This is a genomic window from Enterobacter sp. D2 (genome assembly GCF_034427575.1).
In the GTDB taxonomy this organism is placed as follows: Bacteria; Pseudomonadota; Gammaproteobacteria; order Enterobacterales; family Enterobacteriaceae; genus Enterobacter; species Enterobacter cloacae_M.
In genome coordinates, this window is the sequence record NZ_JAXQPP010000003.1 from 14,358 (window position 1) to 38,646 (window position 24,289).

The 24,289-nt window shown below is 54.1% G+C and carries 20 protein-coding genes; 3 read left to right on the top strand and 17 right to left on the bottom strand.

The window, feature by feature from the left end:
* Positions 1–53: 53 nt before the first annotated feature.
* The 17 genes from accA to rpsB all read right to left on the bottom strand — a co-directional run bounded on the left by accA (position 54) and on the right by rpsB (position 19,499).
* Entirely contained in the window at positions 54–1,013 is a 960-nt protein-coding gene (gene accA, locus SPG90_RS15560) for an acetyl-CoA carboxylase carboxyl transferase subunit alpha (protein WP_023310466.1), read from the bottom strand.
* Between the two features lie 12 nt (positions 1,014–1,025).
* Positions 1,026–4,508, bottom strand: coding sequence for a DNA polymerase III subunit alpha (gene dnaE / locus SPG90_RS15565; RefSeq protein WP_045355195.1), 3,483 nt, complete (start codon positions 4,506–4,508; stop codon positions 1,026–1,028).
* 38 nt (positions 4,509–4,546) lie between these two features.
* The gene (gene rnhB / locus SPG90_RS15570) at positions 4,547–5,143 is read right to left on the bottom strand and encodes a ribonuclease HII (RefSeq protein ID WP_023310464.1); all 597 of its coding nucleotides are present in this window, start codon (positions 5,141–5,143) and stop codon (positions 4,547–4,549) included.
* Complete coding sequence (gene lpxB, locus SPG90_RS15575) at positions 5,140–6,288, bottom strand: lipid-A-disaccharide synthase (RefSeq protein ID WP_045619397.1); 1,149 nt, start codon at positions 6,286–6,288, stop codon at positions 5,140–5,142. Before lpxB ends, rnhB begins: the two co-directional genes overlap by 4 nt.
* Positions 6,288–7,076 (bottom strand): acyl-ACP--UDP-N-acetylglucosamine O-acyltransferase, encoded by a 789-nt coding sequence (gene lpxA / locus SPG90_RS15580; protein ID WP_023310462.1) that lies wholly within the window; start codon positions 7,074–7,076, stop codon positions 6,288–6,290. The genes lpxB and lpxA overlap by 1 nt, the downstream gene beginning before the upstream one ends.
* A 3-nt stretch (positions 7,077–7,079) precedes the next feature.
* Positions 7,080–7,535: a 3-hydroxyacyl-ACP dehydratase FabZ gene (gene fabZ / locus SPG90_RS15585; protein WP_010426706.1), complete on the bottom strand. Its 456-nt coding sequence runs from the start codon at positions 7,533–7,535 to the stop codon at positions 7,080–7,082.
* 102 nt (positions 7,536–7,637) lie between these two features.
* Positions 7,638–8,663 carry a UDP-3-O-(3-hydroxymyristoyl)glucosamine N-acyltransferase gene (gene lpxD / locus SPG90_RS15590; RefSeq protein WP_045355193.1) on the bottom strand — a complete coding sequence of 342 codons (1,026 nt, stop codon included), beginning with the start codon at positions 8,661–8,663 and terminating at the stop codon, positions 7,638–7,640.
* Between the two features lie 3 nt (positions 8,664–8,666).
* Positions 8,667–9,161, bottom strand: a complete 495-nt coding sequence (gene skp, locus SPG90_RS15595; protein ID WP_023310460.1) for a molecular chaperone Skp — start codon at positions 9,159–9,161, stop codon at positions 8,667–8,669.
* A 121-nt stretch (positions 9,162–9,282) separates the two neighbouring features.
* Complete coding sequence (gene bamA, locus SPG90_RS15600) at positions 9,283–11,700, bottom strand: outer membrane protein assembly factor BamA (protein WP_023310459.1); 2,418 nt, start codon at positions 11,698–11,700, stop codon at positions 9,283–9,285.
* A gap of 29 nt (positions 11,701–11,729) precedes the next feature.
* Complete coding sequence (rseP, locus tag SPG90_RS15605) at positions 11,730–13,082, bottom strand: sigma E protease regulator RseP (RefSeq protein WP_045401105.1); 1,353 nt, start codon at positions 13,080–13,082, stop codon at positions 11,730–11,732.
* A gap of 11 nt (positions 13,083–13,093) precedes the next feature.
* Positions 13,094–13,951 carry a phosphatidate cytidylyltransferase gene (cdsA, locus tag SPG90_RS15610; protein WP_023310457.1) on the bottom strand — a complete coding sequence of 286 codons (858 nt, stop codon included), beginning with the start codon at positions 13,949–13,951 and terminating at the stop codon, positions 13,094–13,096.
* Positions 13,952–13,963: 12 nt separating this feature from the next.
* Positions 13,964–14,722, bottom strand: a complete 759-nt coding sequence (gene ispU / locus SPG90_RS15615) for a (2E,6E)-farnesyl-diphosphate-specific ditrans,polycis-undecaprenyl-diphosphate synthase (protein WP_024907522.1) — start codon at positions 14,720–14,722, stop codon at positions 13,964–13,966.
* 186 nt (positions 14,723–14,908) lie between these two features.
* Entirely contained in the window at positions 14,909–16,108 is a 1,200-nt protein-coding gene (gene ispC / locus SPG90_RS15620; RefSeq protein WP_239631945.1) for a 1-deoxy-D-xylulose-5-phosphate reductoisomerase, read from the bottom strand.
* 95 nt (positions 16,109–16,203) lie between these two features.
* Positions 16,204–16,761 carry a ribosome recycling factor gene (gene frr, locus SPG90_RS15625; RefSeq protein WP_003856180.1) on the bottom strand — a complete coding sequence of 186 codons (558 nt, stop codon included), beginning with the start codon at positions 16,759–16,761 and terminating at the stop codon, positions 16,204–16,206.
* 167 nt (positions 16,762–16,928) lie between these two features.
* Positions 16,929–17,654 (bottom strand): UMP kinase, encoded by a 726-nt coding sequence (gene pyrH / locus SPG90_RS15630; RefSeq protein WP_008501910.1) that lies wholly within the window; start codon positions 17,652–17,654, stop codon positions 16,929–16,931.
* Positions 17,655–17,804: 150 nt separating this feature from the next.
* A complete protein-coding gene (tsf, locus tag SPG90_RS15635; RefSeq protein WP_014882627.1) occupies positions 17,805–18,656 on the bottom strand; it encodes a translation elongation factor Ts in 852 nt (283 codons plus the stop codon).
* A gap of 117 nt (positions 18,657–18,773) precedes the next feature.
* Complete coding sequence (gene rpsB / locus SPG90_RS15640) at positions 18,774–19,499, bottom strand: 30S ribosomal protein S2 (RefSeq protein ID WP_003856207.1); 726 nt, start codon at positions 19,497–19,499, stop codon at positions 18,774–18,776.
* A gap of 321 nt (positions 19,500–19,820) precedes the next feature.
* On the opposite strand from rpsB, the gene map reads away from it, so the two are divergent.
* The 3 genes from map to dapD all read left to right on the top strand — a co-directional run bounded on the left by map (position 19,821) and on the right by dapD (position 24,211).
* Positions 19,821–20,615 (top strand): type I methionyl aminopeptidase, encoded by a 795-nt coding sequence (gene map / locus SPG90_RS15645; protein WP_023310454.1) that lies wholly within the window; start codon positions 19,821–19,823, stop codon positions 20,613–20,615.
* A 63-nt stretch (positions 20,616–20,678) separates the two neighbouring features.
* On the top strand, positions 20,679–23,354 hold the full coding sequence (gene glnD / locus SPG90_RS15650; protein ID WP_029741204.1) for a bifunctional uridylyltransferase/uridylyl-removing protein GlnD: 2,676 nt from the start codon (positions 20,679–20,681) through the stop codon (positions 23,352–23,354).
* 32 nt (positions 23,355–23,386) lie between these two features.
* Entirely contained in the window at positions 23,387–24,211 is an 825-nt protein-coding gene (gene dapD / locus SPG90_RS15655) for a 2,3,4,5-tetrahydropyridine-2,6-dicarboxylate N-succinyltransferase (protein ID WP_008501915.1), read from the top strand.
* Positions 24,212–24,289: the final 78 nt, after the last annotated feature.

Sequence of the window (24,289 nt, forward strand, 5' to 3'; positions counted from 1 at the left end):
GCAGGTATAAAAAAAGCCGCAACAGTGTGCGGCTTTTCAGATAATTGTGAAGCTTACGCGTAACCGTAGGTCATCAGACGCTGGTAACGACGGTTGAGCAGATCGTCTTTGCTCAGCACGTCCAGGTCTGCCAGGTCAGCCAGCAGCTGCGCTTTCAGGGACGCTGCCATCACTTCCGGCTTACGATGTGCACCACCCAGTGGTTCCGGGATGATGGAGTCGATCAGCTTAAGCTCTTTCAGGCGTGGCGCAATGATGCCCATTGCTTCCGCAGCCAGCGGCGCTTTGTCGGCGCTTTTCCACAGAATGGATGCGCAGCCTTCCGGGGAAATAACGGAATAGGTGCTGTACTGCAGCATATTCACTTTATCGCCCACGCCAATCGCAAGCGCACCGCCGGAACCACCCTCACCGATAACGGTACAGATGACCGGCACCTTCAGACGAGACATCTCGCGCAGGTTGCGCGCGATAGCTTCAGACTGGCCGCGCTCTTCCGCGCCCACGCCAGGGTATGCACCCGGGGTGTCGATGAAGGTGATGATTGGCATGTTGAAACGCTCAGCCATCTCCATCAGACGCAGGGCTTTACGGTAGCCTTCTGGTGCTGGCATACCGAAGTTACGACGGATTTTCTCTTTGGTTTCACGACCTTTCTGATGACCAATGATCATCACCGGGCGTCCGTCCAGACGCGCGATACCGCCAACGATAGCTTTATCGTCAGCGTATGCGCGATCGCCTGCCAGTTCGTCAAATTCGTCAAACGCCAGGCGGACATAATCCAGGGTGTACGGACGCTGTGGATGGCGGGCCAGCTGTGCCACCTGCCATGCGCCGAGATCGGCAAAGATTTTGCGCGTCAGCTCTACGCTTTTCTCGCGCAGACGATGCACTTCTTCGTCGATGTTAATATCCAGTTTTTCATCCTGACGGCTTACCGCTGTCAGAGAATCAATTTTCGCTTCCAGCTCAGCAATCGGCTGTTCGAAATCAAGGAAATTCAGACTCATAGTATTCCTGTATTAGTCAAACTCCAGTTCCACCTGCTCCGAACCAATGAGGCCACGGAGATCGTTCAGTAAACGATCGCTCGGAGAGACACGCCACGTTGCACCAAAGCGCAACCGCGCGCGTGCATCCGCCCTCTGATAGTAGAGATGTACTGGAATTGTCCCCGAGCGGTGGGGTTCCAGAGACTGACGGAGTCGGTTTAAAAGCTGGTCATCAATTTGCCTGTCCGTCAGCGAGATAGCAAGCCCGCGAGCATATTTTTCCCGGGCTTCGTCAATGTCCATCACTTCGCGGGCGGTCATTTTAAGCCCCCCACTGAAGTCATCAAAGCTGACCTGTCCGCTGACGATAAGTATGCGGTCTTTTTCCAGCAATTGCTGGTATTTATCCAGCGCGTCGGTGAACAACATCACCTCCAGACGCCCGGAACGGTCATCCAGCGTACAGATGCCGATACGATTGCCGCGCTTGGTGACCATAACCCTTGCGGCAATCACGAGCCCCGCAGCCGTGGTGATTTTACCACGTTCTGTCGGATGCATGTCTTTAAGCCTGTGGCCGCCGACATAGCGCTCAATTTCTTTGATGTACTGGTTGATCGGGTGCCCCGTCAGGTACAAGCCTAACGTCTCACGCTCCCCATCCAGTACGACCTGTTCTGGCCACGGCTGGCAGTTGGAATAAGATTGTTCGATCTGCTCTGGCTCTTCCGCCAGCACCCCGAACATATCCGCCTGACCAATGGCTTCCGCTTTTGCATGCTGATCCGCCGCTTTCAGCGCGTCGCCGAGGGAATTCATCAGCGCGGCGCGATGCGGCCCGAGTCTGTCAAACGCGCCGGACATGATCAGTTTTTCCAGCACGCGACGGTTCAGTTTTTTGGTGTCGGTACGAGCGCAAAGATCGAACAGCTCGCGGAAATACCCGCCGTTGTTACGCGCTTCGATGATCGCCTCGATCGGACCTTCGCCCACGCCTTTGATCGCGCCGATCCCGTAAACGATCTCTCCGTCGTCGTTGACGTGGAAGTGGTAGAGCCCTGAGTTAATATCTGGCGGCAGGATCTTCAGCCCCATACGCCAGCACTCGTCCACCAGGCCAACCACCTTCTCGGTGTTGTCCATATCGGCCGTCATTACCGCCGCCATAAATTCAGCAGGATAGTGCGCTTTCAGCCACAGCGTTTGATACGACACCAAAGCATAGGCGGCGGAGTGGGATTTGTTAAACCCGTACCCGGCGAATTTCTCCACCAGGTCGAAGATTTTCATCGCCAGCTCGCCGTCAACGCCGTTTTTCTTCGCCCCGTCTTCAAAGATGGAACGCTGCTTGGCCATCTCTTCCGGCTTTTTCTTACCCATCGCACGACGCAGCATGTCCGCGCCGCCGAGCGTATAGCCGGAAAGCACCTGAGCAATCTGCATGACCTGTTCCTGATACAGGATGATGCCGTAGGTGGGCTCCAGTACCGGCTTCAGGCTTTCATGCTGCCACTGAACGTCCGGGTAAGAAATCTCTTCGCGACCGTGCTTACGGTCGATAAAGTTATCTACCATCCCTGACTGCAGCGGGCCCGGACGGAACAGGGCAACCAGTGCGATCATATCTTCGAAGCAGTCGGGCTGCAGGCGCTTAATCAGATCTTTCATGCCGCGGGATTCAAGCTGGAAGACGGCGGTGGTCTCCGAGCGCTGCAGCATATCGAAACTTTTCTTGTCATCCAGCGGGATGGCCGCGATATCCAGCGGCGGTTCGCCGTTCTTCTCGCGGCGGGCGTTAATCATCTCCAGCGCCCAGTTGATGATGGTCAACGTACGCAGGCCCAGGAAGTCGAACTTTACCAGCCCGGCGTATTCCACGTCGTTCTTGTCAAACTGGGTTACCGGGTGTTGGCCCGCTTCGTCACAGTAAAGCGGTGCAAAATCCGTAATTTTAGTTGGGGCGATAACCACGCCCCCCGCATGCTTACCGGCGTTACGCGTGACGCCTTCCAGCTTGCGCGCCATGTCGATCAGCGCTTTGACCTCTTCGTCAGCTTCGTAGATTTCCGGCAGCTGAGGTTCGGCTTCAAACGCTTTTGCCAGCGTCATGCCCGGATCGGGCGGCACCAGCTTAGAAATACGATCGACAAACCCGTACGGGTGGCCCAGCACGCGTCCCACGTCGCGGATAACCGCTTTCGCCGCCATCGTACCGAAGGTAATAATCTGCGATACCGCATCACGGCCGTACATATCGGCCACGTGCTCAATGACCTGATCGCGTTTCTCCATGCAGAAGTCGACGTCGAAGTCGGGCATAGAGACACGTTCCGGGTTAAGGAAACGTTCGAACAGCAGGTCGAATTCCAGCGGATCGAGGTCGGTAATTTTCAGCGCGTACGCCACCAGCGAGCCCGCACCGGAGCCACGGCCCGGTCCAACCGGCACGCCGTTATCCTTCGACCACTGGATGAACTCCATAACGATCAGGAAGTAGCCCGGGAAGCCCATCTGGTTGATTACCTGGAGTTCAATGTCCAGGCGTTCGTCATACTCAGGGCGACGCTTTTTACGCTCTTCTTCATCCGGGAACAGGAATTCCAGACGCTCTTCCAGGCCTTCTTTTGATTTCGCGACCAGGAAATCTTCCGTGGTCATGTCACCCGTCGGGAACTGCGGCAGGAAGTATTCGCCGAGGCGAACGGTGACGTTGCAGCGCTTGGCAATCTCTACGCTGTTTTCCAGCGCTTCGGGGATATCGGAGAAGAGCTCACACATCTCCTCCTCGCTGCGCATGTACTGTTGCGCGGAGTAATTACGCGGCCGCTTCGGATCGTCGAGCGTGAAGCCATCGTGGATCGCCACGCGAATCTCATGCGCGTCGAAATCACCCGCCTCAAGGAACCGCACGTCGTTGGTGGCCACCACGGGCAAACCGCGCTCCTCTGCGAGCGCCACCGCGGCATGAAGATAGCTCTCTTCATCCTGACGGCCGGTACGGATCAACTCCAGGTAATAACGATTCGGGAAATATTCTTCATAGAACGAGACGCATTGATCCACCAGCGCGCTATTGCCGCGCAGCAGACATTTGCCGACGTCACCCATACGGCCACCCGAGATCAGCAGCAGCCCTTCGTTCAGTTCAGCCAGCCAGTCACGGTCGATCCACGGCCCCAGCGCGCCATAACCGCGCTGATAGGCTTTTGAGATCAGCAGCGTAAGGTTTTGATAGCCCGTGTTGTTCATCGCCAGCACGGAGATTTGCGTCATTTCATCGCCGATGAGATCGCTTTGCACGTGAAAATCTGCGCCGACGATGGGCTTCATCCCCGCGCCGTGCGCCGTTCCGTAGAACTTCACCAGGCCACACAGGTTGGTAAAATCGGTGATCGCCAGCGCGGGCATACCAAGGGAGGCCGCCTTTTTTACCAGCGGCCCGGTCTTCGCCAGCCCATCGATCATGGAGTAGTCGCTATGCACCCGCAGGTGTACGAAACGTGGTTCAGCCATCTTCAGATTCCGCGTTACTTAATTGCTTGCGTATTGATTCAGGACACCCGTCCCAGCGCGCGCTTCACCGGGCCAAAACTGCGCCGGTGATGTTCGGTTGCGCCATGTTCAGCCAGCCTTTCCAGGTGGAAAGGTGTGGGATACCCCTTATGCTGGGCGAAACCATACTGAGGATAAGTGAGGTCCAGCGCGGCCATTTCGGCGTCGCGCGTCACTTTGGCAATGATAGAAGCTGCGCTAATTTCTGCGACCCGGCTATCGCCTTTAACGACCGCCATTGATGGCATGGGCAATGCCGGACAGCGGTTGCCGTCAATCAGAACATATTCCGGGGAAATTTTCAGACCTGCAACCGCACGCTGCATCGCCAGCATCGTGGCATGCAAAATATTCAGCTCGTCTATTTCATGCGGTTCAGCGCGCCCCAGGCTCCAGGCCAGCGCCTTCTCCTGGATCTCACTAAACAGCGCCAGACGGCGCTTTTCTGACAATTTTTTAGAGTCGTTCAGCCCGATAATCGGGCGATCCGGATCGAGGATCACCGCGGCGGTCACCACTGCCCCGACCAACGGGCCGCGACCCACTTCGTCCACGCCCGCCACAAGGCGAGTGTGAGGATAAACAAATTCCATCATTTTGCTAGCTCCAGCACCGCATCAGCCGCTTGCTCATCAGCATTACAGCGGATCAGTTGATGAAGTTCGCGGAAGGTATCGTGCATCTGGTGGCTGGTCTTGCCGTTGGCGAGCAGCGGCAGCAGCGCATCGGCAAGCGCCTGCGGCTGGCACTCATCCTGCAGCAGCTCTTTCACCAGCTCGCGCCCGGCAAGCAGGTTTGGCAGGGAGACATAATCCGTTTTCACCAGACGTTTTGCCAGCCAGAAGGTGAACGGCTTCATGCGATAGCCGACCACCATAGGGCATTTCGCCAGCATACATTCCAGCGCCGCCGTACCGGAGGCCAGCAGCGCGGCATCGCTCGCATACATCGCTTCCCGCCCTTTCCCGTCCAGAAGACGGACGTGAAGATCCGGGGCGACTTCCGCTTTGATGCGCTCAAACTGCTCGCGGCGCTTGGCATTTACCAGCGGAACAACCACTTCAAGATCCGGATAGGTCTGGCGAATAATTTGCGCTGTTTTGAGGAAATCGGCGCTCAGCATCTCAACTTCTGCACCACGGCTGCCTGGCAGCAGTGCCAGACAGTGCACATCATGCGGGATGCCCAGCGCGTCGCGCGCCGCGTTTTTATCCGGATCCAATGGCATCGCATCCGCCATGGTATGACCGATAAAACGGCACGGAACATTAAATCTGTCGTAAAACGCTTTTTCGAAAGGCAGGAAAGCCAGCACCAGGTTGGTGGACCGTCCGATTTTGAAAACGCGTTTCTGTCGCCACGCCCAGACGGACGGACTGACGTAGTGAATCGTTTTGATACCCTGCTTTTTCAGATTCCCTTCGAGGGTAATGTTGAAATCAGGCGCATCGATACCGACAAACACATCGGGTTTGAGTTCGGTAAAACGACGGGTGAGATCGGCGCGGATGTGCAGCAAACGGCGTAGCCGTCCCAGCACCTCAACGATGCCCATCACGGCGAGCTCTTCCATTTCATACCAGGCTTCACAGCCTTCGGCCTGCATCAGCGGGCCAGCAACGCCGACAAAGCGAGCATTGGGTACACGCGCCTTAAGCGCGCGGATGAGACCGGCACCAAGAATATCGCCGGAGGTTTCTCCGGCGACCAGGGCTATCGTAAGCGGACGACTGTCGACCATTAACGAATCAGACCCCTTGTTGAACGGTCAAAGAATTCCATGAACGCGTTCACTTCCGGGTGCTTATTCGCCAGCTCGGCAATTTCCGGCTTCGCCTCTTCCAGCGTTTTACCGCTACGGTACAGCAGTTTGTACGCGTTGCGGATGGCAGTAATCGCTTCGCGACTAAAACCACGACGCTTGAGGCCTTCGATGTTCACGCCAAACGGCGTGGCATGGTTGCCCTGCGCAATCACATACGGTGGAACGTCCTGCGCCACACCGGAGCATCCGCCTACCATCACGTGCGCACCAATGATGCAGAATTGATGGACTGCGGTCATGCCGCCAATAATTGCGAAGTCATCAACCGATACGTGTCCTGCCAGCGTTGCGTTGTTGGCAAGAATACAGCGGTCACCCACGGTACAGTCGTGCGCGATATGCGCATTAACCATAAACAGGTTATCGCTGCCCACCTTCGTCAACCCACCACCCTGTACTGTTCCACGATGAATAGTGACGCTTTCGCGAATACGGTTACGATCGCCAATTTCCAGACGGGTCGACTCACCAGCATATTTCAGATCCTGGTTAACTTCGCCGATGGAAGCGAACTGATAGATCTCGTTATTGCAGCCAATGGTCGTATGACCATTCACGACAACGTGAGATTTCAGTACTGTACCCTCACCAATTTCGACATGGGGTCCAACAATACAAAACGGGCCAATGTGGACGTTAGCGCCAATGATGGCACCGGTTTCCACAATAGCGGTAGGATGAATAAAGGCGGATTTATCAATCACGTATCAGGACTCCCGGCTACGAGCACACATCATCGTCGCTTCGCAAACAACTTTGCCGTCAACCAGCGCTACGCCTTTGAAGCGAGTCAGGCCACGACGCGTTTTTTCAAAAGTGACTTCCATGATCATCTGATCACCAGGCACGACAGGGCGCTTAAAGCGCGCTTCATCAATACCCGCGAAGTAATACAGCTCACCTGGCTCCAGTTTGCCGACGCTTTTAAACGCCAGAATACCGGTAGCCTGAGCCATCGCTTCCAGAATCAACACACCCGGGAAGATAGGCTTACCAGGGAAGTGCCCCTGGAAGAACGGCTCGTTCACGGAAACATTTTTCACTGCGCGCAGAAAACGACCTTCTTCAAAATCCAGCACACGGTCTACCAGCAGAAACGGGTAGCGGTGCGGCAGAAGTTCTAAAATCTCTTCAATATGCAGAGTATGAGTGTCAGTAGTCAAAATACTCTTCCTGTCAAAATGTACTGATAACAATAATAACACGGCCTGCCGGTTTATTAGAAAGCCGACAGGCCGGGAAAAATAGCGTTCAACGGATGACGCTTAATCTTGTTGATCGATCTTACGCTCAAGAGACTTGAGGCGCTTGCTCATATCATCAATGTTCATCACCAGAGCTGCTGTTTTACGCCATACCTTGTTGGGTTGTAGCGGAATACCTGAGGAATACACGCCAGGTTCAGTGATAGGACGCATTACCATGCCCATTCCCGTCACAGTCACCTTGTCGCATATTTCCATATGGCCATTAATCACGCTCGCGCCGCCAATCATGCAATAACGGCCAATTTTCAGGCTGCCTGCCATGATGACGCCACCCGCAACCGCGGTATTGTCGCCAATCACAACGTTATGCGCAATCTGGCACTGGTTATCGATGATAACACCATTGCCAATGATCGTGTCGTCAAGCGCGCCACGGTCAATGGTGGTACAGGCGCCGATCTCCACGCGATCGCCAATAATAACGCGACCAAGCTGCGGGATCTTAACCCAGTTACCGCGATCGTTAGCGTAACCAAAGCCATCAGAACCAATGACGGTGCTGGACTGGACAAGGCAATTTTCGCCAATTTCAACATCATGATAAACGGACACATTGGCCCATAAACGGGTCCCGGCGCCGATTTTCGTATTTTTCCCAACGAAGCAGCCCGGGCCAATGACGGCGTTATCGCCCAGCACAACGCCGGATTCGATAACCGCATTTGCGCCAACGGCGACGTTGTTACCCAGCTTAGCCGTCGGATCAATCGCTGCGCTGGCAGCAATGTTCTGGGCCGGCTGCGGCGTGGTATCAAGAATTTGAGCCATGCGTGCATACGTCAGGTAGGGGTTTTTCACTACCAGCGCGCTTACAGTGGCAAATGGAAGATCGTCCTGCGTCAGAACAACAGCTGACGCCTGGCATTGAGCCAGTTGCTCACGGTACTTAGGGCTTACCATGAAGGTAATCGTGCCAGCTTTAGCAGATTGCATGGACGCAACAGCGGTGATGACGAGATCGCCATCACCGTGTAATTCTGCATCCAACTGCTGAGCTAAATCAGCCAGTCGAATTGAAGGCATTACTTATTTAACCTGTTTCAGAACATCAGCGGTGATGTCTTTAACATCTTTGCTGTTGAAAGCGACGGCGTTCGCATCAACAACCAGATCGATGCTCTGATCGGCAGCTACTGCTTTAACAGCAGTCTGAATGCGAGTCACCAGCTTGCCACGTTCTTCGTTAGAACGACGCTGACGATCCTGCTCGAAAGCCTGAGCTTTCTGGGAGAACGTCTGACGCTGAGCCATTACGTCTTTTTCCAGTTTGCTGCGCTCGCTTGCTTTCATGGTAGAACCATCACGCTGCAGACGCTGCATTTTGGACTGAAGATCGTTTTCCATACCCTGCAGTTCGCTTGCACGGCCTTTGAATTCGTTTTCCAGAGTCGCAGAAACACCCGTTTTCTGTGCAACCTGCTGGAACAAATTACCCATGTTGACGATTGCAATTTTGTCTGCTGCCTGAGCAGAAGTTGCCATCGCTAAACCGAGACCTGCAGCTAATAACCACTTTTTCACAATTAACTCCTTACCATCCCATTGGCACCAGAAGGTACCGTTCTTTGCGTGGCAAGGCGACCGTTTTCCGATCGCCAGTTGTCAGCGCTACACTGCCAACGCATTCCTTTGCAGCGGATTATTACCAGGTTTTACCAATGTTAAACTGGAATTGCTCCGACTTATCTCCATCATATTTCTTAAACGGCTGGGCGTAAGAGAAGACCAACGGCCCCAGCGGTGACATCCATTGTAATGCGATACCGGCAGACATGCGAATATTGCTCGGATCGCTATAATCTGGAACGCCTGCCGCACGCATCTGGGCTGTATTCTGCCAGTTGGTATCCCATACTGTACCGGCATCCCAGAAGAAGGACGTACGGACAGAGTTCGCGTATTTATCACTGATAAACGGCGTTGGTGTGATGAACTCCAGGCTGGCCACCGCCATTGCGTTACCGCCCACCGCATCATCAGAGCTACAGACTTCGGAGGAGGAAGACTTATAACAGTTGTCTTTGTCGTTCCCGCCGTAGTAGACCGCTTTCGGACCAATGTTATTGGACTGGAAGCCACGAACGGTGCTGGAACCACCCGCATAGAAGTTTTCGTAGAATGGCATTTCTTTGCCACCCAGACCATCTCCATAGCCCCAACGGGTACGACCCAGGACTACCCACTTATGATCGTCATCAATCGGGAAGTAGGATGCGGTATCCAGCGTGACCTTGTAGAACTCGTTATCGGAACCCGGCACGGTAACTTTACCGTTCAGGTTGACGCGAGAACCTTCCGTTGGGAAGTAACCACGGTCAAGGCGGTTATAGGTCCAGCCGTAGTTAAAGGTGAAGTCATCCGCAGCGAAACCGTTATTATCACTGGACTTACTTGCCGACTGACCAATAGAGTCCAGGTAACGCCACATTGCCACCTGCGGTTGCATGTTGGACAGGTCGTTATGCACGTAGCCCAAGCCTGCACGCAGGGTGTTGTATTCGTTAACCGGGAAGCCAAGCGTACCGTCTACACCGTAACTCTTGTTGGTGTATGAAGACAGGTCCGCGTCATCTGCTTTAAAGTCGTTATAGAAGATACGACCGCCCAGGCTCACACCGTCTACGGTGAAGTATGGGTTCGTCACAGAGAACTCAGAGTAGGTCTGGTAGTCGTTTTTGGTGCCGTTAATACCGACAGAGTAACCCGTACCCAGCCAGTTATCCTGCTGCACGCCGACCTGGAAGCTGACGCCGCTTTCAGTACCGTAGCCCACACCGAAGTTAAAGCTACCGGTGTTGCGCTCTTTCACTTTATATACGACATCAACCTGATCCGGGCTGCCCGGTACGCGCTGGGTATCGGTATCCACCGTTTCAAAATAGCCCAGACGGTTCAGACGCTCTTTACCCTGATCAACGAGGTCGCTTCCCAACCATGCGCCTTCCATCTGACGCATTTCGCGACGCAGAACGGAATCTTTGGAGGTGTCGTTACCGACGAAGCGGATCTTACGCACGTAGAAACGGTTGCCCGCATCCACATTCACGTGCAGCTTAACGGTTTTATCCGCGTCATTGATTTCCGGCTGAGTCTGTACGCGCGGATAGGCATAACCATAGCGGCCGAGCAGCTTCTTAATGCTGTCTTCCATTTTGGTTACTTTGGAACCGCTGTACAGATCGCCCGGCTGAATTTTGGTCAGCGATTCGATTTCAGCAGAATGCCCCGCAAGGTTACCACTCACTTCAACACCAGAAAGCTTGTACTGCTCGCCTTCGGTGATGTTAACCGTAATGTAGATGCCTTTCTTGTCCGGAGTCAGACTGACCTGAGTCGAGTCGATGTTGAAACGCGCATAGCCACGATCGAGATAGTAGCTGCGCAGAGTTTCAAGGTCGCCTGCCAGTTTTTGTTTCTGGTATTTGCGATCGCCTACCACGTTCCACCATGGCACTTCATCGCGCAGCTGGAAGGTGGAGATCAGTTCGTCGGTGCTGAACGCGTGGTTGCCGACAATGTTGATCTGCTGGATCTTCGCAGAAACACCTTCCTGGAAGACCAGCTTCAGGTCAACACGGTTACGCGGCAGCGGAGTGACAACCGCTTTCACGCTGGCACTGTATTTACCGACGCTGTAGTAGAAGTCTTCCAGACCTTTTTCAATGTCTGAAAGGGTTGTGCGGTCCAGGGACTCACCCACACGAACACCGGATGCTTCAAGGTTCTGCTTGAGCATGTCATCTTTCACCGACTTGTTACCGGAGAAAGTGATACTGGCGATCGTCGGACGTTCTTTTACCTGTACCAGCAGCGTATCACCATCGCGCAGGACGCGGACGTCCTCAAAGTTGCCGGTGGCAAACAGAGCACGGATGGTGTTACTGATATCATCATCATTAACCGTATCGCCGGGGCGTACAGGCATACTGAGGAGGGCCGCACCAACGGCGACACGCTGGAGGCCTTCGAAATGAATGTCTTTCACTACGAACCCGTCAGCACCGTATACGGTGGCGCTGCTAAACAGCAGCGACGCTATGAGCAACTTTTTCATCGCCATCGTTATTATGCGTTCTTCCTAACACTCTCTTACAACCGAGAGAAATCATTGAAAAGTGCAAGCCCCATTAACAGCACCAGCAAAATCGAGCCAATGCGATAACTAAAGTCTTGAACTCGCTCGGATACCGGTCCGCCTTTTAGCTTTTCAATCGCCAAAAACAGCAGATGACCCCCGTCTAAAACGGGAAGCGGGAACAGGTTGATTATCCCAAGGTTCACGCTAATGAGCGCGAGGAACATGAGATAGTAAATCACCCCGAATTCCGCTGACATCCCAGCCCCCTGAGCAATCGAAATTGGCCCACTGAGGTTGTTCAGTTTCACATCACCGGTTATCAATTTCCCCAACATGTTGACCGTCAGCTTCATCAGTTGCCATGTTTTATCCGTGGCTTCAAGGATGGCGCTGAACGGCCCATACTGGCGTATTGTCTTGTACTCATCTGGCAGCGGGATCACTTTCGGCACAACGCCTGCGAACCCTTCTGCCTTTTTGCCGACCGACTTCGTATCCGGGATCAGCGTCAGCGAAAGCGGACTGCCCTGCCTTTCAACTTCCAGCGCGAGAGACGTTCCCGGATTATCGCGCACCAGAGTAACAAAGGTCATCCACTCTGTTAATGGTTGACCATCGACTTTAACGATCCTGTCGCCCGCTTGCAAACCCGCTTTGCTCGCCGCCGAATTTGCCTGTACTTCGGCTAATACCGGCTCGATCTGCGCGCCGCGTGGACGAATGCCCAGCGCAGCGACGGGATCTTCTTTGTCTGGCTCGAAACGCCAGTGACGTAAATCGAGTACTTTGTCCTGACGCGTATCTGAACCAAACGGCGATACGCTGATGGTGGTCTGCGGATCGCCAATTTTAGCTACCAGCTGCAGTCGCACGGCATCCCAATCAGGGGTTTCGATGCCATCAATCGCTTTAAGTTCCATCCCGGATGTAATTTGCGCACTCGCCGCGATGGAATTGGGGGCAATTTCACCCACCACCGGACGTACGCCAGGGACGCCGATGATAAACACCAGCCAGTAAGCGACAATCGCAAAGATGAAGTTGGCTACCGGTCCGGCAGCAATGATGGCGGCGCGTTGTCCAACGGTTTTATTGTTGAATGCGCTGTGTCGCAGCTCAGGAGCGACAGGCTCGACGCGTTCGTCGAGCATTTTGACGTAGCCGCCCAGCGGGATAAGGGCGATGACAAATTCCGTGCCGTGGCGGTCGGTGCGCGTCCAGAGTGATTTCCCAAAGCCGATGGAAAACCGCTCTACGCGCACGCCACAGCGGCGAGCAACCCAGAAATGGCCAAATTCATGCACGGTAATCAGTACACCCAGTGCAACTATGAACGCCGCCAGATTCCAGAGAATGCTCAGCATAAAACCTTCCGTTAAATCGTCCCGAATACCAGTAAAAGCAAACACGCAAACACTGGAACAGCCGCTGTCAGGCTATCAATGCGATCCAGTATACCGCCATGCCCTGGAATCAGGTGTCCGCTGTCCTTAATCCCTGCTTCACGCTTAAACATACTTTCGGTTAAATCACCGAGCACGGAGGCAAGCGCAGCAAAAATCGAGCACACCAGCAGTATTGACGGTGCCACTTCAAGATTCGCCCAGACGCCGTAGCCCCAGGAGATGATCGCTGCCGTAAACAGGCCGCCGATGAATCCTTGCCAGGTTTTGCCCGGGGAAACCTTCGGTGCCAGCTTATGTTTGCCAAACAGTTTACCAAACATATAGGCCCCGGAGTCAGCCCCCCAGACCAGAATCATCACATAAAGCAGCCAGATCGCACCGCTGTAGTGGTTTTCGTCGTAGTGCCAAGCTCGCAGCGCAACCATCCCCCAGAAAAAAGGAATAATTGTGAGCAAGCCAAAAATCAGTCGCAGCACTTTTGAATTACGCCATAATGCCGCTGAACCCGGATAAAAAAGAACCAGCAACAGCGCGGCAACCCACCAGGCCAGCGATATCCACAAGGAACCGGCAACCAGGGGCTGATGAATATCATGGTGATACTCAGGCAACGTAAACAGCATTATGGCCAGGATAAAGCCACAAAGTACCGCAAGCCATACTCGCTGAGTGCGCGAGGTAAAGCCGCTAAACTGTCCCCATTCCCACGCGGCAAGCATGCACACCACCAGCGTGACAATAGCGAATCCCACCGGGGGCAGTAAAAACAGCGCCGCTATGACAATGGGTATTAATACAAAAGCGGAAATCAGGCGATACTTCAGCAAAAGCTACCCCCATCAGGCTTTGTCGCCACCAGGCTCGGTGCCGCCGAAACGACGCTCTCGATTGGCAAAGGCATGCAGCGCACCTTCAAAGTCTTGTTCATCAAAATCGGGCCAAAGAACATCCGTAAAGTAAAGTTCGGCATAGGCAATTTGCCATATCAAAAAGTTACTTATGCGATGTTCCCCCCCTGTCCTAATTACCAAATCCACAGGTGCCTGTTCATTCATGCAGATTTGCTTGCTCAGCGCCTCTTCATCAATTTGGTCGGGTCTCAACAGCCCTTCCTGAACCTGTTCGGCCAGATGCCGAACGCCCTGGATAATATCCCAGCGTCCACCGTAATTCGCCGCAATATTCAGCGTAAGACCGGTATTATTTTCCGTCAGCGCTTCAGCTTTACGAATCCGTTCCTGCAAACGTGAGTTAAAACGACTGGTATCGCCAATGATGCGCAGGCGAACGTTGTGGCGGTGCAGGCTTTTTACTTCGCTGTCTAGCGCCCACACAAACAATTCCATCAACGCAGTCACTTCCTGCAGAGGTCGATTCCAGTTTTCACTGCTAAAAGCATAGAGCGTTAACGCATCAATGCCGTTGTTAGCGGCAAAAGAAACGGCGCGGCGAACGGATTTCGCCCCCGCTTTATGCCCAAAGGCTCGTATCTTCCCTTGTCTTTTCGCCCAGCGGCCATTGCCATCCATAATGATTGCTACATGACGGCAGCCATGAGCTGGCAAATTTTCGCTTATTGGTTGATTCGCAGACAACATAACGCGTTTTTTGTCCCTGAAAAGGATTTAACGGTACTCAGGAATACTGAAGCCTATACATAAAAAAGCCGTGTCAAACCACGGCTCACCTGACCACATTAAGTCAAATACCTGCGATCAGGTGGCGCAGACTATATCACTGAAGCCCAACGCTAACAAATAGCACGACGACTAGTGCTTGCTTTATCACCAGCTTGCGAGACGTGTCACCTGTTGGCGCGCAATATTACGCGCAGCTGCATCCACCGCCAGCACCTCTTCCACGCTTTGTGGTTCGCGCAAATCCATCATCTCCAGCACCGATAAATTTAACGACGCGATATCGGTAAAACGAATTTGCTGATTCAGAAATGCCTCAACGGTAATTTCATTGGCTGCATTAAGTGCCGTCGTCGCCGCCTGCCCCTGGTCAAAGGCATTCATCGCAAGCTTCAGACAAGGATAGCGGTCGTAGTCTGGTTCACTGAACGTCAGGGAACTTAGCTTGCAGAAATCAAGCGGCTTCACGCCGGATTTCACTCGATTTGGCCACGCCATTGAATGGGCAATCGGCGTACGCATATCCGGCTCGCCCAACTGTGCCAGCACGCTGCCATCCTGATAACGCACCATCGAGTGAATCACCGATTGCGGGTGAATCAGTACTTCCATCTGTTTCGCTGACGCATTAAACAGCCAGCGTGCTTCAATGTATTCCAGACCTTTGTTCATCATGGTGGCAGAATCAACGGAGATTTTACGCCCCATCGACCAGTTCGGATGACGGCACGCCTGATCGGGTGTCATTGCACGCAGTTCAGACAGTGGCGTTTCACGGAACGGGCCACCAGACCCGGTAAGCAGAATAGACACCACGCCATTCTGCTCCAGGTCAGCGTACCCCAGGTTCTGTTGAAAAGGTTGCGGTAAACTCTGAAAAATCGCGTTGTGTTCGCTGTCGACCGGCAAAAGACGCGCGCCGCGCTGCTTCACCGCATCCATAAACAGGCGTCCGCAGGTGACCAGCGACTCTTTATTGGCCAGCAAAACATCCTTACCGGCATCAATCGCGGCAAGCGTCGGCAGCAGCCCTGCCGCGCCGACAATGGCCGCCATCACCTGATCCACCTCGTCCAGCGCCGCCATCTCGCAGGCCGCCTGCTGGCCACTCAGCACTTCGGTTCGGCAGCCCTTTTCACGCAGCTGTGCTTTCAGCAGACGTGCGCTCTCTTCGTCATCCATCACCGCATAGCGGGGCGCAAACTCCAGGCACTGCTCGACCATTCGCTGCACATTCTTACCGGCCACCAGCGCTGTCACGGTGTAAAGTTCAGGATTATGGCGAACGACGTCGAGAGTGCTGCAACCGATAGAGCCGGTTGAGCCAAGGAGTATTAAATGCTTCATGGGATGCCCGAAAAAAGTTAGACCAGATAAAAGCAAAACGCCGCCAGCAAGACCTGAAGTCCCTCTGAACGGCGTTTATCAGTGTACGACAGAAATCAGAACTGCATCAGTTCCGCTTCTTTTTCTGCCAGCGCCGCATCAATTTTCTTGATGGCCGCGTCGGTCATTTTCTGAATGTCGTCCTGAGAACGACGATCGTCATCTTCGCTGATCTCTTTTTCTTTCAGCAGTGCTTTCACTTTATCGTTCGCGTCGCGACGTACGTTACGCACGGATACACGACCCTGCTCAGCTTCGCCACGAACGACTTTGATCAGATCTTTACGACGCTCTTCCGTCAGCGGAGGCAGTGGAACACGGATGTCTGCGCCCGCAGAGCTTGGGTTCAGTCCGAGGTCAGAGGCCATAATCGCTTTCTCAACGGCCGGGCTCATAGAGCGGTCGAAGACGTTAATTTTCAGCGTACGGGTATCTTCTACCGTCACGCTCGCCAGCTGGCGCAGAGGGGTTGGCGTACCGTAATATTCTACGATGATGCCATCCAGCAGGCTTGGGGAAGCACGGCCAGTACGGATTTTGCTGATTTGGTTTTTGAACGCTTCTACGCATTTGTCCATGCGTACTTCAGCATCTTTTCTGATGTCGTTAATCACGTTACGAATCCTTGAAAACTTGTCTCAGGCAGACTATCCGCCAGCACAGCGCTACAGGTGTGCTAAGTATAGTCGCGTTTAATTCATGACAACGCCAAAGGCGCGCCCGGGTAAGATACCACTACAAAATAAAGCGGAATCTTACCTGTATTTATCGTCAACGGAAATTATTCCGTGATCAAAGTGCCTTCTTTTTCGCCCATGACCACGCGACGCAGTGCGCCAGGCTTATTCATGTTGAAGACACGGATCGGCAGTTTGTGGTCGCGAGCCAGCGTGAAGGCGGCAAGATCCATCACTTTCAGCTCTTTATCCAGCACTTCGCTGTAGCTCAGCTGATCGTACATGGTGGCAGAAGGATCTTTTGCCGGGTCGGCAGTAAACACGCCGTCTACTTTGGTCGCTTTCAGTACCACATCGGCTTCGATCTCGATACCGCGCAGGCAGGCGGCGGAATCGGTTGTAAAGAACGGGTTACCCGTACCGGCGGAGAGGATCACCACGCGGTTATTGCGCAGCAGGCTGATAGCCTCTGCCCAGCTGTAATTATCGCAAACGCCATTCAGCGGAATCGCGGACATCAGGCGGGCATTCACATAGGCGCGATGCAGTGCATCACGCATTGCCAGGCCATTCATGACGGTTGCCAGCATACCCATGTGGTCGCCCACTACGCGGTTCATCCCCGCTTTCGCCAGACCAGCACCACGGAAAAGGTTGCCACCGCCAATGACCACGCCAACCTGGATACCCAGTTCGACCAGTTCTTTGATTTCCTGTGCCATGCGATCAAGGATGCTTGCGTCAATACCGAAGCCTTCCGATCCCTGCAGCGCTTCGCCACTCAGCTTAAGCAGAATGCGTTTGTACACGGGTTTTGCATTGGTAGCCATGTTTCTTTCCTGAGACTGTCAACGATTAAGATGGGGGTTAATTCTGGCGACATGATATGCCGCAAATCAGCACAGCGATACTGGAGCCTGTCTGATTTCCTGTGACGGGTGACAAAAAGAAGCCGCCCTCAGGCGGCTCCTTTTCAATCATTAAGACTGCTTGGACATTGCAGCAACTTCTGCTGCGAAGTCAGTCTCAACTTTCTCGATGCCTTCGCCCACTTCGAAGCGGATGAAGCCAGTTACGTCAGCGTTGTGCTCTTTCAGCAGCTGAGCAACAGACTTGCTTGGGTCCATTACGAATGGCTGGCCAGTCAGAGAAACTTCGCCGGTGAATTTCTTCATGCGGCCTTCAACCATTTTCTCTGCGATTTCTTTTGGCTTACCAGACTGCATCGCGATGTCCAGCTGAACCTGGTACTCTTTCTCTACCACTTCAGCAGACACGTCTTCTGGCTTAACGAATTCTGGTTTGCTTGCAGCGATGTGCATAGCCAGCTGTTTAACCAGCTCTTCGTCTGCACCTTTAGCCGCAACCAGAACACCGATACGTGCACCGTGCTGGTAAGAGCCCAGAACGTCGCCTTCCAGAGAAGATACGCGACGGATGTTGATGTTCTCACCGATTTTAGCAACCAGCGCAACACGTTCTTCTTCGAACTGTGCTTTCAGAACTTCAACGTCAGTGATTTTACCAGCAACAGCTGCGTCCAGAACTTTGTTAGCAAATGCCTGGAAACCACCATCTTTAGCAACGAAGTCAGTCTGGCAGTTAACTTCCAGAATGATGCCGTAGTTGCCGTCGATCTTAGTGATGATCACGCCGTCAGCAGCAACGTTGCCTGCTTTTTTAGCTGCTTTGATCGCACCGGATTTACGCATGTTTTCGATTGCCAGCTCGATGTCGCCGTTCGCTTCAGTCAGCGCTTTTTTGCAATCCATCATGCCTGCGCCAGTACGCTCGCGCAGCTCTTTTACCAGGGATGCGGTAATTTCAGCCATTCTTAAATCCTCGGGAGATGTGAACTGCCCGGCCGGAGGCCAAACAGTGTAAATTGAAAAAAGGGGCCGGTAATGGGCCCCTATTCATACACGGTACTAATAAGGGGTAAAACCTTATTATTCAGCTTCTACGAAGCTTTCTTCCGCCTGAGAAGCCAGATCCTGGGAACGGCCTTCACGAACGGTAGCAGCTACAGCGCTCAGGTACAGGCTAACAGCACGGATTGCGTCGTCGTTACCCGGGATAACGAAGTCAACACCGTCCGGATCGGAGTTGGTATCAACGATAGCGAATACCGGGATACCCAGGTTGTTAGCTTCTTTGATTGCGATGTGCTCGTGGTCTGCATCGATTACGAACAGCGCGTCTGGCAGGCCGCCCATATCTTTGATACCGCCCAGGCTGTTTTCCAGCTTGTCCAGTTCACGAGTGCGCATCAGCGCTTCTTTCTTAGTCAGCTTGTCGAAAGTACCGTCCTGAGACTGGGTTTCCAGATCTTTCAGGCGTTTGATGGACTGACGAACAGTTTTCCAGTTGGTCAGCATGCCGCCCAACCAGCGATGGTTCACGAAGAACTGGTCGCAGCTGTTAGCAGCATCTTTCACAGCTTCGCTTGCAGCGCGCTTAGTACCAACGAACAGAATCTTACCTTTACGGGAAGAGATCTTGTTCAGCTCAGCCAGGGCTTCGTTGAACATTGGTACAGTTTTCTCAAGGTTGATGATGTGAACTTTGTTACGTGCGCCGAAGATGAAAGGCTTCATTTTCGGGTTCCAGTAACGGGTCTGGTGACCAAAGTGAACACCAGCCTTGAGCATGTCGCGCATGGAAACAGTTGCCATGTTTAAAACCTCTATATTGAAAGTTGGGGTTATGCCTCCACGTATCCCATATTACCGACCCCGAAGGGCACCCCGGAATATGTGCCGATACGTGTGTGTTGTTACACAAAGTGAGATTTGTCGCTTCCGTCCAGCCTGTGTATCTGAGATGGATCGGAAGTCCGGCGCGCTTTATATCACAAAACACGACCAGAAACCAACAGTTGTTGGCGGAGTGTGCTGTTAATGATTCTCAATTTGGCACGGAGCGTGCCTGACTGATACCATTGACGACACTTAGACTAGTATTGTCGAAAAAATCGACACCGATGGACAGATTACATGGCTATCTCTATTAAGACACCTGAAGAAATTGAAAAGATGCGCGTCGCCGGTCGTCTGGCCGCGGAAGTGCTGGAAATGATCGAGCCGTTCGTGAAGCCGGGCGTCAGCACCGGTGAGCTGGACCGTATCTGTAACGACTATATCGTGAACGAGCAGCACGCGGTTTCCGCCTGCCTCGGCTACCACGGTTTCCCGAAATCCGTCTGCATCTCTATTAATGAAGTGGTGTGTCACGGTATTCCGGACGATGAAAAACTGCTGAAAGACGGCGACATCGTTAACATCGACGTGACCGTCATTAAAGACGAATACCACGGTGACACCTCAAAAATGTTCATCGTTGGCAAACCGACTATTCTTGGCGAGCGTCTGTGCAAAGTGACGCAAGAGAGCCTCTATCTGGCGCTGAAAATGGTTAAACCGGGTATTCGCCTGCGTACCATCGGTGCGGCAATCCAGAAGTTTGTGGAAGCAGAAGGTTTCTCCGTGGTGCGCGAGTACTGCGGTCACGGCATTGGTCGCGTCTTCCATGAAGAACCGCAGGTCCTGCACTATGACGCAGATGACGGCGGCGTGGTGCTGCAAAAAGGCATGACCTTTACCATTGAGCCGATGGTCAACGCGGGTGATTACCGCATCCGTACCATGAAAGACGGCTGGACGGTGAAAACCAAAGACAGAAGCTTGTCTGCGCAGTACGAGCATACTATTGTGGTAACAGACAACGGCTGCGAAATTATGACGTTGCGCAAGGATGACACCATCCCGGCGATACTGACGCACGATGAATGATAAAAAAGCCGGCAAATGCCGGCTTTTTTAATGGCTATAGCTTTTTCTTATGGGTGGCGCACGATGAGTAATCTTTTACCCGAACAGTATGCTAACACAGCACTTCCCACCCTCCCCGACCAGCCCGATAACCCGGGCGTCTGGCCGTCGCACGAGCTGACCTGCGCGCATATTAAAGCCCATATGGATGTTTTCCATCGCTGGCTGGGCAGCGCCTTCGACGCAGGCGTGTCGGCCGAGCAGCTCATTGAAGCGCGCACCGAATTTATCGACCAGCTGCTGCAGCGCCTGTGGATCGATTACGGGTTTGGGCAAATCAGCGACGTTGCGCTGGTTGCCGTCGGGGGCTATGGCCGCGGTGAGCTGCATCCGCTTTCCGATATCGATCTGCTGATCTTAAGCCGCAAAAAGCTGCCGGACGAACAGGCGCAAAAAATTGGCGAACTGCTGACGCTGCTCTGGGACGTAAAGCTGGAAGTCGGCCACAGCGTGCGCACCCTGGAAGAGTGTCTGCTGGAAGGGTTATCGGACCTGACCGTCGCCACCAACCTGATTGAAACCCGCCTGCTGATCGGTGACGTCGCTCTGTTCCTGGAGCTGCAAAAACACATCTTCAGCGACGGCTTCTGGCCGTCAGAAAAGTTCTTCGCCGCGAAGGTCGAGGAGCAAAATCAGCGCCACCAGCGCTACCACGGCACCAGCTATAATCTTGAACCCGATATAAAAAGCAGCCCCGGCGGCCTGCGCGACATCCACACCCTGCAGTGGGTCGCCCGCCGCCATTTTGGCGCCACCTCGATGGACGAGATGGTCGGCTTCGGCTTTTTAACCGAGGCCGAGCGTAACGAGCTGAACGAGTGCCTGCACCTGCTGTGGCGCATCCGGTTTGCCCTGCATCTGGAAGTCACCCGCTACGATAACCGCCTGCTGTTTGACCGCCAGCTCAGCGTGGCGCAGCGCCTGAATTATCAGGGCGAAGGCAACGAGCCGGTTGAGCACATGATGAAGGATTTCTTCCGCGTCACCCGCCGGGTGACCGAGCTGAACCAGATGCTGTTGCAGCTGTTCGACGAGGCCATTCTGGCCCTGACGGCGGACGAAAAACCGCGCCCGATTGATGACGAATTCCAGCTGCGCGGCACGCTTATCGACCTGCGCGACGAAACGCTGTTCATCCGCGAGCCGGAAGCGATTCTGCGGATGTTCTATACCATGGTGCGCAACAGCACCATCACAGGCATCTACTCCACCACCCTGCGCCATCTGCGCCATGCGCGCCGTCATTTGACGCAGCCGCTGTGCTATATCCCGGAAGCGCGTTCGCTGTTCCTGAGCATGCTCCGCCACCCGGGCGCCGTCAGCCGCGGCCTGCTGCCAATGCACCGCCACAGCGTGCTGTGGGCCTATATGCCGCAGTGGTCGCACATTGTCGGGCAAATGCAGTTCGATCTGTTCCACGCCTACACGGTGGATGAACACACGATCCGCGTGATGCTCAAGCTGGAAAGCTTTGCGAAAGAAGAGACGCGCTCTCGCCACCCGCTCTGCGTGGAGCTGTGGCCGCGCCTGACCCATCCGGAACTGATCCTGATTGCCGCCCTGTTCCACGATATCGCCAAAGGTCGCGGCGGTGACCATTCGGTGCTGGGCGCACAGGACGTGCTGAAATTTGCCGAACTGCACGGCCTGAACTCGCGTGAAACGCAGCTGGTGGCCTGGCTGGTGCGCCATCACCTGCTGATGTCGGTCACCGCGCAGCGTCGTGACATTCAGGATCCGGAAGTGATCAAGCAGTTCGCTGAAGAGGTTCAGACGGAAAACCGTCTGCGCTATCTGGTCTGCCTGACGGTGGCCGATATCTGCGCCACCAACGAGACCCTGTGGAACAGCTGGAAGCAGAGCCTGCTGCGCGAGCTGTACTTCGCCACCGAAAAACAGCTGCGTCGCGGGATGCAAAACACCCCGGACATGCGCGAACGCGTGCGTCATCACCAGCTGCAGGCGCTGGCGCTGCTGCGGATGGATAATATTGATGAAGAGGCACTGCATCAGATTTGGGCCCGCTGCCGCGCCAACTATTTTGTCCGCCATAGTCCAAACCAGCTTGCGTGGCACGCGCGGCATCTGCTCAAGCACGATCTGTCCCAGCCGATGATCCTGCTGAGCCCGCAGGCCACCCGCGGCGGGACGGAGATTTTCATCTGGAGCCCGGACCGACCTTACCTGTTTGCTGCGGTCTGCGCCGAGCTGGACAGGCGTAACCTGAGCGTTCACGACGCGCAGATATTCACCACCCGCGACGGCATGGCGATGGACACCTTTATCGTGCTTGAGCCGGACGGCAGCCCGCTCTCGTCGGACAGGCATGAAGGGATACGTTTTGGTCTGGAACAGGCGATTACCCAGCGTAGCTGGCAGCCCCCGCAGCCGCGTCGCCAGCCGGCGAAATTGCGCCACTTTACCGTCGATACCGAGGTCAATTTCCTGCCGACCCACACCGACCGTAAATCGTTCCTGGAGCTGATCGCGCTCGACCAGCCAGGGCTGCTTGCCCGCGTCGGCCAGGTTTTTGCCGATCTGGGAATTTCGCTCCATGGGGCCCGAATTACAACGATTGGCGAGCGAGTAGAAGATTTATTTATAATCGCGACAGCGGACCGGCGTGCCCTTAATAATGACCTGCAGCTTGAAGTGCAACAACGGTTGACAGCAGCCCTCAATCCAAACGATAAAGGGTGATATGTTTTTTAGTGAAATGGAAAGAGTAAACAATGCAGCAGTTACAGAACGTTATTGAGTCCGCTTTTGAGCGTCGCGCCGAGATTACCCCGGCAAATGTGGATACCGTGACCCGTGAAGCGGTAAACCAGGTGATTTCCCTTCTGGATTCCGGCGCGCTGCGCGTGGCAGAAAAAATCGACGGTCAGTGGGTCACTCATCAATGGCTGAAGAAAGCCGTGCTGCTCTCTTTCCGCATCAACGATAACCAGGTTATCGACGGAGCAGAAAGCCGCTACTTCGATAAAGTGCCAATGAAATTCGCTGACTACGACGAAGCGCGTTTCCAGAAAGAAGGCTTCCGCGTGGTACCGCCTGCGGCGGTTCGCCAGGGTGCGTTCATCGCACGTAACACCGTGCTGATGCCATCCTACGTGAATATCGGTGCCTACGTTGACGAAGGCACCATGGTCGACACCTGGGCGACCGTCGGTTCCTGCGCGCAGATCGGTAAAAATGTTCACCTGTCCGGCGGCGTGGGCATCGGTGGTGTTCTGGAGCCACTGCAGGCTAACCCGACCATTATCGAAGACAACTGCTTCATCGGCGCGCGCTCTGAAGTGGTTGAAGGCGTGATCGTTGAAGAAGGCTCCGTGATCTCCATGGGCGTTTACATCGGTCAGAGCACCCGTATTTACGACCGTGAAACCGGTGAAGTTCACTACGGTCGCGTTCCGGCGGGCTCCGTGGTGGTTTCCGGCAACCTGCCGTCAAAAGATGGCAAATACAGCCTGTACTGTGCGGTTATCGTGAAGAAAGTGGATGCGAAAACGCGCGGTAAAGTGGGCATCAACGAATTGCTGCGCACCATCGATTAATCGGGTATAACAAAAAGCGGGGGCAACCCCGCTTTTTTTATATCTGAGGGTGGCGAAAATAGATTTTTTCGTTAATTA

What these genes read in the sequence shown, in the direction of transcription:
- accA (WP_023310466.1), bottom strand. Translation starts at nt 1,013, where the DNA reads ATGAGTCTGAATTTCCTTGATTTCGAACAGCCGATTGCTGAGCTGGAA.
- dnaE (WP_045355195.1), bottom strand. Translation starts at nt 4,508, where the DNA reads ATGGCTGAACCACGTTTCGTACACCTGCGGGTGCATAGCGACTACTCC.
- rnhB (WP_023310464.1), bottom strand. Translation starts at nt 5,143, where the DNA reads ATGATGGAATTTGTTTATCCTCACACTCGCCTTGTGGCGGGCGTGGAC.
- lpxB (WP_045619397.1), bottom strand. Translation starts at nt 6,288, where the DNA reads ATGGTCGACAGTCGTCCGCTTACGATAGCCCTGGTCGCCGGAGAAACC.
- lpxD (WP_045355193.1), bottom strand. Translation starts at nt 8,663, where the DNA reads ATGCCTTCAATTCGACTGGCTGATTTAGCTCAGCAGTTGGATGCAGAA.
- bamA (WP_023310459.1), bottom strand. Translation starts at nt 11,700, where the DNA reads ATGGCGATGAAAAAGTTGCTCATAGCGTCGCTGCTGTTTAGCAGCGCC.
- rseP (WP_045401105.1), bottom strand. Translation starts at nt 13,082, where the DNA reads ATGCTGAGCATTCTCTGGAATCTGGCGGCGTTCATAGTTGCACTGGGT.
- ispU (WP_024907522.1), bottom strand. Translation starts at nt 14,722, where the DNA reads ATGTTGTCTGCGAATCAACCAATAAGCGAAAATTTGCCAGCTCATGGC.
- ispC (WP_239631945.1), bottom strand. Translation starts at nt 16,108, where the DNA reads ATGAAGCATTTAATACTCCTTGGCTCAACCGGCTCTATCGGTTGCAGC.
- pyrH (WP_008501910.1), bottom strand. Translation starts at nt 17,654, where the DNA reads ATGGCTACCAATGCAAAACCCGTGTACAAACGCATTCTGCTTAAGCTG.
- tsf (WP_014882627.1), bottom strand. Translation starts at nt 18,656, where the DNA reads ATGGCTGAAATTACCGCATCCCTGGTAAAAGAGCTGCGCGAGCGTACT.
- rpsB (WP_003856207.1), bottom strand. Translation starts at nt 19,499, where the DNA reads ATGGCAACTGTTTCCATGCGCGACATGCTCAAGGCTGGTGTTCACTTT.
- map (WP_023310454.1), top strand. Translation starts at nt 19,821, where the DNA reads ATGGCTATCTCTATTAAGACACCTGAAGAAATTGAAAAGATGCGCGTC.
- glnD (WP_029741204.1), top strand. Translation starts at nt 20,679, where the DNA reads ATGAGTAATCTTTTACCCGAACAGTATGCTAACACAGCACTTCCCACC.
- dapD (WP_008501915.1), top strand. Translation starts at nt 23,387, where the DNA reads ATGCAGCAGTTACAGAACGTTATTGAGTCCGCTTTTGAGCGTCGCGCC.